The following is a 7,219-nucleotide window of genomic DNA, read 5'->3' on the forward strand; positions in this document are numbered from 1 at the left end:
CCGCTCGAAAGCAGGTATTTTTAACATTCAAATTGTCTGCTTGAGATTACTCTGCAGCAGCAACTTCAACGTTAACAACAGCAGATACGTCAGAGTGTACTGAAACAGCAATCTCGTAAGTACCAGTGTTACGTAAAGCGCCTTCAGGAAGACGAACTTCACTTTTAACTACAGCTACACCAGCAGCAGTGATTGCATCAGCAATATCACGCGTACCGATTGAACCGAATAGTTTACCTTCGTCACCAGCTTTAGAAGTGATAACAACTGCTTCTAGAGCTTCTAGTGCAGTACCACGTTCTTGAGCTGCAGCAAGGTTAGCAGCTTGTTTAGCTTCTAATTCAGCACGACGTGCTTCAAAAGCTTCTAAGTTTGCTTTGTTTGCTGGTACAGCTTTCTGCTGTGGGAAAAGGAAGTTACGTGCGTAACCTGCTTTAACATTAACTTTATCGCCAAGTTTACCAAGGTTAGCAACTGTATCTTGTAGGATAATTTCCATAATCTATAGCTCCTATTTACTTGTGTAAATCTGTGTAAGGTAAAAGTGACAAGTAACGTGCACGTTTGATAGCACGCGCTAGTTGACGCTGGTATTTAGCACTTGTGCCGGTAATACGGCTAGGTACGATTTTACCACTTTCAGTGATGTAGTTTTTTAACGTTGTAACGTCTTTGTAATCAATTTCGCTAACACCTTCAGCAGTGAAGCGACAGAATTTACGACGGCGGAAGTAACGAGCCATGGTATTTCCTCAAATTTGTTCTATGTACTGAGCATGCAATACGAGTTTACCAGGCTTAGTTTTGCTCTGGTGATAAGTGATAAAACCACTTACTCTAATCTGCATACCTTTCGATAATTTATTTTTCAACTGACTAGCTAATGGTCCACTTACTGCAACAGGCATATAACAAAACGCGCTGCGTGGAAATCCAGCTTCTTCTTGCATTGAACTATGTTCAATCACGAAATTGCAGTGTTCAACACCGCTGGGACTCTTTTTATGTGTCGGCTTTTCAGTCACCGCACCAGATATCCGCAAAAAGTTATCAGTCACTAAGTAGCTTATGCTTCAGCAGGAGCTTCTGCTTCAACTTCAACTTCAACTTCTGGGCGCGGAGCACGAGGAGCACGTTCAACACGTTCTTCTTTTGCTTTTGCAACTACAGAAACTTCAGTCACAGCTGCTTTAGTGCGCATGATCATGTTACGGATCACAGCATCGTTGAAACGGAAAGCAGTTTCCAGATCATCGATTACGCTCTGTTCAGCTTCAATATTCATAAGAACATAGTGTGCTTTGTGTAGTTTGTTGATTGGGTAAGCCAGTTGACGACGGCCCCAGTCTTCTAGACGATGAACTGTACCGCCAGCTTCTGTGATAGATGCTGTGTAACGTTCGATCATACCATTAACTTGTTCACTCTGATCCGGGTGAACCATAAATACGATTTCATAATGACGCATATAAAAATCGCTCCTTACGGGTTAGTAGCTTCTTAAGTTGGCTCAGCCGTACCAAATAGAAGCAAGGAACAAAAAGGGTGGCTGATTTAAGGCGACAAAGTGTACAGTTTAGTATGCCGGGGTGCAAGCTAAGTTTACTCTGTTAAGTAAGATATTTAATTGTCTGTATTAATACGGTCAGGCATTGCGCTCTGTTAAGCCGGCGGTGCTCTGAAAAATAGTTATACTGATTTTTATTCTTTACCTTATGCTGATGTTTCGGCTGTATTAATAATTTGAATGTTATGTGCAATGAACCTCTCTCCTTCCCTTGTGCTGTAAGTGTTTTATGTTATTTTGACTTGTTGTGCGGTTGTTCATAAATATACACATATTAAGCATTGCATCTGCTTGTCAACAAATTAAAATAGCTTTTTGCATATCTATTTGAGGCCGTCTTTTTGAATTCTCGTTTGTTATATATCCTGCTTGCAGCAACTACTATTACTTCAGTGTTGACCGCCAACGCGGTTATCTCTTTAGGCAGTGAGGCAGAGAAAAACGAAAAAATAGCAGAGCAGGCTGTGCTTGAAAGCAGGCGTTTGTTATCTGAACTGCAGAGTGCCGAGTTTCAGTTTTCTCCAGTTGAAAAGCTAGAGGTGTCGATTAATGAATATAGCGAAAGTCAGAAGCAGTTAGCCGGCAGTAAGCAGGTAAACAGGAGTCAGGCTGAACGTATCGCGTCTCTGCTTGCTGAGAATAAAAAACTGCAGAAGAAAATCACTTCCCAGGATCAGACCATTGCTATGCAGGCTTTTTATTTACAAGAGCATGAAAGGGATCTGCTGCTGGCACAGCAGGAATCACAGCCGGTAATACTGAATTCTGAAATTGAGCGGGTTAAACAGACCATTAATCAGAAGCCGGATATGCTTAATCTTAAGATTAATCCGGGGCCGCCTATTGATGAGGAGTCCCCTGTAAGTGAACCTGCGGATAAAAGTGAAAGTAATAACAGTACTGAGGAAAATAAGGAAGACAACAGCGATAAGGTAAGTACCGGACCGGCCTGGGAAAAACTGAGCGGTTCGGTGGAATTTGGTTTTAATTATGAACAAGATAATGAAAAAACAAAAACGCTGGAAGGGCGTTTGGTGCTCGAGTATGCAGAGCGTGATCTATACAATATAAACAGTGATTTAGATTTTGAATTTGAGAATGAAGACGGGGAAGATGAAGAAGAAGAATACCGCTGGCAGTTACAGGCTGATTATAATCTAGATCCGAAAAATTTAGTTTTTGTGCGTAGTGATATTCTGCGCAGTGAATATGCGAGTTACAAGAAAGAAGATATTTATACCGTTGGTTACGGGCGGGTTATTTTTAATGCTAATAACCACAAACTGAATGTTGAGGTCGGCCCGGGTTATCGTTTCTCTGTTCCTAATCTTCAAGAAGATGAAGATGCGATATCCATCGATGAGCTTATTGTCCGTACCCGTATTAATTACGAACGTATCGTATCGGAAACGCTGCAGTTTAAAGTGGATGCCGTACTGGAAATGGGCGCTGAAAACAGTATTTATGAGGCAACCTTTAAAGCACAAAACCGTATTTATAATTCCCTGTATTTGGTTTTTGACTTTGGTTATAAGTTTACCGAAACGGTACCTGTTGATACGGTAAATAAAGAGGTGACATCGGGCATGAACCTACTGTATGCATTTTAGACAAATAATTTTCCATAACAAAGGGAGCTTTTCAGCTCCCTTTGTTATTCTCGAGCCGTCTCTAACGGCGCTGACGAACAACTTCAAATAGACAGATGCCGGCTGCTACCGATACATTTAAACTTGAAACCGCACCGGCCATCGGAAGTTTGATTAACTCATCACAATGCTCGCGGGTTAAGCGGCGTAAACCTTTACCTTCGGCACCCATTGCTAATGCCATAGCGCTTTCTAATTTACAGTCGTAAATGTTTTGTGTTGCTTCGCCCGCGGTGCCGTAAATCCAGATGCCTTTTTCCTGCAGAGAACGCATAGTACGCGCCAGGTTAGTGACATGAATTAACGGCATTGATTCGGCTGCGCCGCAGGCTACTTTACGTACCACAGGGGTCAGGCTTGCTGAGTTGTCTTTAGGAATAATTACCGCATGCACACCGGCTGCATCTGCACTACGCAGACAAGCACCTAAATTATGCGGATCCGTTACACCGTCTAAAATCAGTAAAAACGGCGGTACGTCTAATTCATTAAGAATCGGTTCTAAATCATTATCAGTTAAAACCTTAGCTGCTTTTATACGGGCAATAATGCCCTGGTGCTGTTCACCCTGTGATTTTTCATCCATGGATTTACGATGCATTAACTGAACAGAAATTCCCCATTCCTTTAATTTAGCTATGATGCTGTTTAAACGTTCATCTTCACGGCCTTTTAGCGCGTACACTTCGATAAAACGTTCCGGCTGTTTTTCTAACAGAGCATCAACTGCGTGGATGCCGTAAAGTAATTCACTTTTGCTCATTGTTTTTTTCTCTAGTTCAATTTGCTGATAATTGTGTTTAATTTGAGTTGCGGGTATCGGACCCGCAGCTGTTAACTGTTAAGCTTTGCTGTTATTTGCTTTTGCTCTGGCGCGTGCCGCACGGCCCGGGCGTTTCTTTTTAGCTGTTGTTTTTTTCTTTTTTGACGTTGCGGTGTTTTTTTCACCCTGTTTTATACTTTTTTTCTTTTTGGTTTTTTTAGCTTTCTTCTGTTGTTTTTCCGTTTCTGTATCAATTTCACGAATTAACGGCTGATCACTTTTCTTAAACGGTTTTTTATCATCACCACGTCCCTGTTTTGCTGATTTAGCGCGGGCGCGGCGGTCCATCGGGCGGTCATTTTCTTTTGAGGCGGTTGAACGGGCGCGTTTACGCTGTCCGGCAGCTTCCTGATCGGCTAATTCAAAGTCGATTTTTTTATCGTCTAAATTAACGGAAAGTACTTTAACGTCTAATACATCACCAATGCGGTAGGTACGTCCGGTACGTTCACCTTTCAGGGTCTGTTTACCGGCATCAAAAAGGTAATAATCGGAAAGCAGGCTGGTAACATGTACTAAACCATCGATATGAATATCATTAAGACGGACAAAGAAACCGAAGTTGGTTACGGCTGCAATGGTTCCGGTCATAACATCACCGACATGGTCCTGCATATATTCACATTTCAGTGCGTCAGCAACATCACGGGTCGCATCATCAGCACGACGCTCGGTCATTGAACAGTGCTCACCTAGATACCCCATCTCATCATGCTGGTAATGGTAGCCGCCGGTGCTGGTCCATTTAGATTTCTGCTGGCCTTTTTCCTGGTGTGCAGTAAGGTATTTAATAGCACGATGCAGAATCAGATCCGGGTAACGACGAATAGGCGAGGTAAAGTGTGAATATTCTGCTAAGGCTAAACCAAAGTGTCCTAGGTTTTCATCCTGATAGACAGCCTGTTTCATGGAGCGTAATAACATGGTCTGCAGCAGTTCCTGATCTTCACGACCGGCAAATGTATCAGCCAGATCGGCATAATCACGCGGTGCCGGTTTATCACCGCCGCCCAGGCTTAAACCCAGTTCTGCTAGGAATGAGCGGAAATTCGACAGCTTTTCTTCACTTGGTGTTTCATGAACGCGGAACAGGGCGGCAGCCTGTGCACTTTCAATTAAGCGTGCTGAAGCGACATTTGCCTGAATCATACACTCTTCAATAATCTTATGAGCATCATTACGTACTAATGGTTCGATAGACTCAATTTTACGTGCTTCATTAAACAGGAAACGTACTTCAAGTGTTTCAAACTCCATACCGCCGCGGATATGACGTGCCTTTTTGAATGCTTTATAAAGATGTTCCAGCTCTTCAAGATGTGGTACTAAAGGATTGTACTGTTCTCTAAGCGCCTGATCACCTTCTAAAATGGCAGCTACTTTTGTATAGGTGAAACGTGCGTGAGAGTTCATCACCGCTTCATAGAATTTGTAGTCGGTTAAGTGACCCTGTTTGGAAATGACCATTTCACTGACCATACATAAACGGTCAACCTGCGGGTTTAAGGAACATAAACCGTTAGACAGGACTTCCGGAAGCATAGGTACAACTTGATCCGGGAAATATACTGAGTTACCGCGGTTAATCGCTTCTTTATCTAAAATAGTGCCGTGGCGAACGTAATAACTGACATCGGCAATTGCGACCCATAAACGCCAGCCGCCGCCTTCTTCGCGCTGACAGTAAACCGCATCATCAAAATCGCGTGCATCTTCACCGTCAATGGTGACTAAAGGTAGTTTTCGCAGATCCACACGGCCTTCAATGGCATGCTCAGGTACAAACTCGCCGAATACTTTTAACTCTTTATCTAATCCCTGCGGCCATTCATGGGGAATATCATGGGTACGCAGGGCGATTTCGACTTCCATACCCGGTTCCATATCCTGACCTAATACTTCAGTGATTTTCCCCTGGGCGGTGAAACGAGGTTTAGGGCGGTGAGTAATTTCAACTACCACGATCTGGCCGTGACGGGCGCCGTTAGTGTTGTCTTTATTGATTAAGATATCCTGATTGATGCGTGAATCATCAGGTACAACAACGGCAATACCGTCTTCAACAAAATAACGGCCGACAATGGTTTCTTTGCGTGCTTCTAATAAACGTACAAAACGTGCTTCTGTACGTCCGCGGGCATCAACTTTAACCGGCTGAGCAAGAATCTCGTCACCGTGAAAAAGGGTACGCATCTGATGAGCTGGTAAAAACAGATCCGGGCCTTCTTCTTCGGTCTTTAAAAAACCAAAACCGTCTTTATGACCGATTACTTTACCTTTTGCTAAATTTAATTTTTCCGGCAGGGCGTAAGTTGCATTACGGCACCAGACTAACTGCCCGTCACGCTCCATCGCTTTTAAACGGCGGCGCAAACCTTCTGCTTCTTCTTCACTGCTTAGTGAAAATGCGCTGAATAATGCGTCACGGCTAACCGGCTTCGCTTGTTTTTCCATGTATTCTAAAATGAATTCACGGCTTGGTACTGGATGCTCGTAAGTTTGTGATTCGCGCTCTAAGAAGGGATCTAGGGTCATAGCTTGGTGCTCTTTAATAAAGTAATTAATGAAAGTATATCTGAAAATCAGAAAAGCAGCGTATTAATAATAAATTCAATTAATTATTGTTAATGAAATGGTTTGCTCACATAATAGGCAGTTGTGACTGGTTTTAAAAAAATCATGAAAAAAACACTAGACAGAATCTTCAACAATAAGTATTATCCGCGCCACGCTAAAGACGTGAGCACCCGTAGCTCAGCTGGATAGAGCGTTGCCCTCCGGAGGCAAAGGTCACAGGTTCGACTCCTGTCGGGTGCGCCATTCTTCGGAAGTCAATGACTTATTCGATGGCGTAAAGAAGTACAGCGGCGGATGTAGCTCAGTTGGTAGAGCCCCGGATTGTGATTCCGGTTGTCGCGGGTTCAATCCCCGTCATTCGCCCCATCTTTTCTCGATGTAAAAGAGATAAATAAGTTTAAATAGTTGCGGAAGTGGCGGAATTGGTAGACGCGCTAGATTTAGGTTCTAGTATCGTAAGGTGTGAGAGTTCAAGTCTCTCCTTCCGCACCATTTAAACAAAAGAAATACTCGGTGATTAGCGCAGCTTGTTAGTGCATCTCCCTGGATTTATAAAGAGCTGGACCAGAGGGTAAAACCCGAAAGTTAGGCAGATTTAAATCC

The 7,219-nt window shown here is 43.2% G+C and carries 7 protein-coding genes and 3 tRNA genes; 4 read left to right on the forward strand and 6 right to left on the reverse strand.

The window, feature by feature from the left end:
- Positions 1–46 precede the first annotated feature (46 nt).
- The 4 genes from rplI to rpsF are packed head-to-tail and all read right to left on the reverse strand — an operon-like array spanning position 47 to position 1,468.
- Positions 47–499, reverse strand: a complete 453-nt coding sequence (gene rplI / locus G337_RS0118245) for a 50S ribosomal protein L9 (protein ID WP_028865158.1) — start codon at positions 497–499, stop codon at positions 47–49.
- Between the two features lie 16 nt (positions 500–515).
- On the reverse strand, positions 516–743 hold the full coding sequence (gene rpsR / locus G337_RS0118250; protein ID WP_028865159.1) for a 30S ribosomal protein S18: 228 nt from the start codon (positions 741–743) through the stop codon (positions 516–518).
- Positions 744–752: 9 nt separating this feature from the next.
- Positions 753–1,058 (reverse strand): primosomal replication protein N, encoded by a 306-nt coding sequence (gene priB, locus G337_RS0118255; protein ID WP_028865160.1) that lies wholly within the window; start codon positions 1,056–1,058, stop codon positions 753–755.
- Between the two features lie 8 nt (positions 1,059–1,066).
- Positions 1,067–1,468 (reverse strand): 30S ribosomal protein S6, encoded by a 402-nt coding sequence (rpsF, locus tag G337_RS0118260; RefSeq protein ID WP_028865161.1) that lies wholly within the window; start codon positions 1,466–1,468, stop codon positions 1,067–1,069.
- A gap of 440 nt (positions 1,469–1,908) precedes the next feature.
- On the opposite strand from rpsF, the gene G337_RS0118265 reads away from it, so the two are divergent.
- Complete coding sequence (locus tag G337_RS0118265) at positions 1,909–3,177, forward strand: DUF481 domain-containing protein (protein ID WP_028865162.1); 1,269 nt, start codon at positions 1,909–1,911, stop codon at positions 3,175–3,177.
- Between the two features lie 61 nt (positions 3,178–3,238).
- Here G337_RS0118265 and rlmB read toward each other — a convergent pair whose 3' ends face one another.
- Together rlmB and rnr are read right to left on the reverse strand one after the other, a co-directional pair.
- Positions 3,239–3,979 carry a 23S rRNA (guanosine(2251)-2'-O)-methyltransferase RlmB gene (gene rlmB / locus G337_RS0118270; RefSeq protein ID WP_028865163.1) on the reverse strand — a complete coding sequence of 247 codons (741 nt, stop codon included), beginning with the start codon at positions 3,977–3,979 and terminating at the stop codon, positions 3,239–3,241.
- Between the two features lie 78 nt (positions 3,980–4,057).
- Positions 4,058–6,574, reverse strand: a complete 2,517-nt coding sequence (gene rnr, locus G337_RS0118275) for a ribonuclease R (RefSeq protein WP_028865164.1) — start codon at positions 6,572–6,574, stop codon at positions 4,058–4,060.
- Between the two features lie 208 nt (positions 6,575–6,782).
- On the opposite strand from rnr, the gene G337_RS0118280 reads away from it, so the two are divergent.
- From G337_RS0118280 to G337_RS0118290, 3 genes are all read left to right on the forward strand, one after another.
- Positions 6,783–6,859: transfer RNA gene (locus tag G337_RS0118280), tRNA-Arg, on the forward strand.
- 47 nt (positions 6,860–6,906) lie between these two features.
- Positions 6,907–6,982, forward strand: a tRNA-His gene (locus G337_RS0118285).
- A gap of 41 nt (positions 6,983–7,023) precedes the next feature.
- Positions 7,024–7,108: transfer RNA gene (locus G337_RS0118290), tRNA-Leu, on the forward strand.
- The last annotated feature ends 111 nt before the right edge of the window (positions 7,109–7,219 follow it).

This window comes from Psychromonas aquimarina ATCC BAA-1526, assembly GCF_000428725.1.
Classification (GTDB): domain Bacteria; phylum Pseudomonadota; class Gammaproteobacteria; order Enterobacterales; family Psychromonadaceae; genus Psychromonas; species Psychromonas aquimarina.

Coding starts and splice junctions, on each gene's coding strand:
- rplI (WP_028865158.1), bottom strand. CDS start 499: ATGGAAATTATCCTACAAGATACAGTTGCTAACCTTGGTAAACTTGGC.
- rpsR (WP_028865159.1), bottom strand. CDS start 743: ATGGCTCGTTACTTCCGCCGTCGTAAATTCTGTCGCTTCACTGCTGAA.
- rpsF (WP_028865161.1), bottom strand. CDS start 1,468: ATGCGTCATTATGAAATCGTATTTATGGTTCACCCGGATCAGAGTGAA.
- rlmB (WP_028865163.1), bottom strand. CDS start 3,979: ATGAGCAAAAGTGAATTACTTTACGGCATCCACGCAGTTGATGCTCTG.
- rnr (WP_028865164.1), bottom strand. CDS start 6,574: ATGACCCTAGATCCCTTCTTAGAGCGCGAATCACAAACTTACGAGCAT.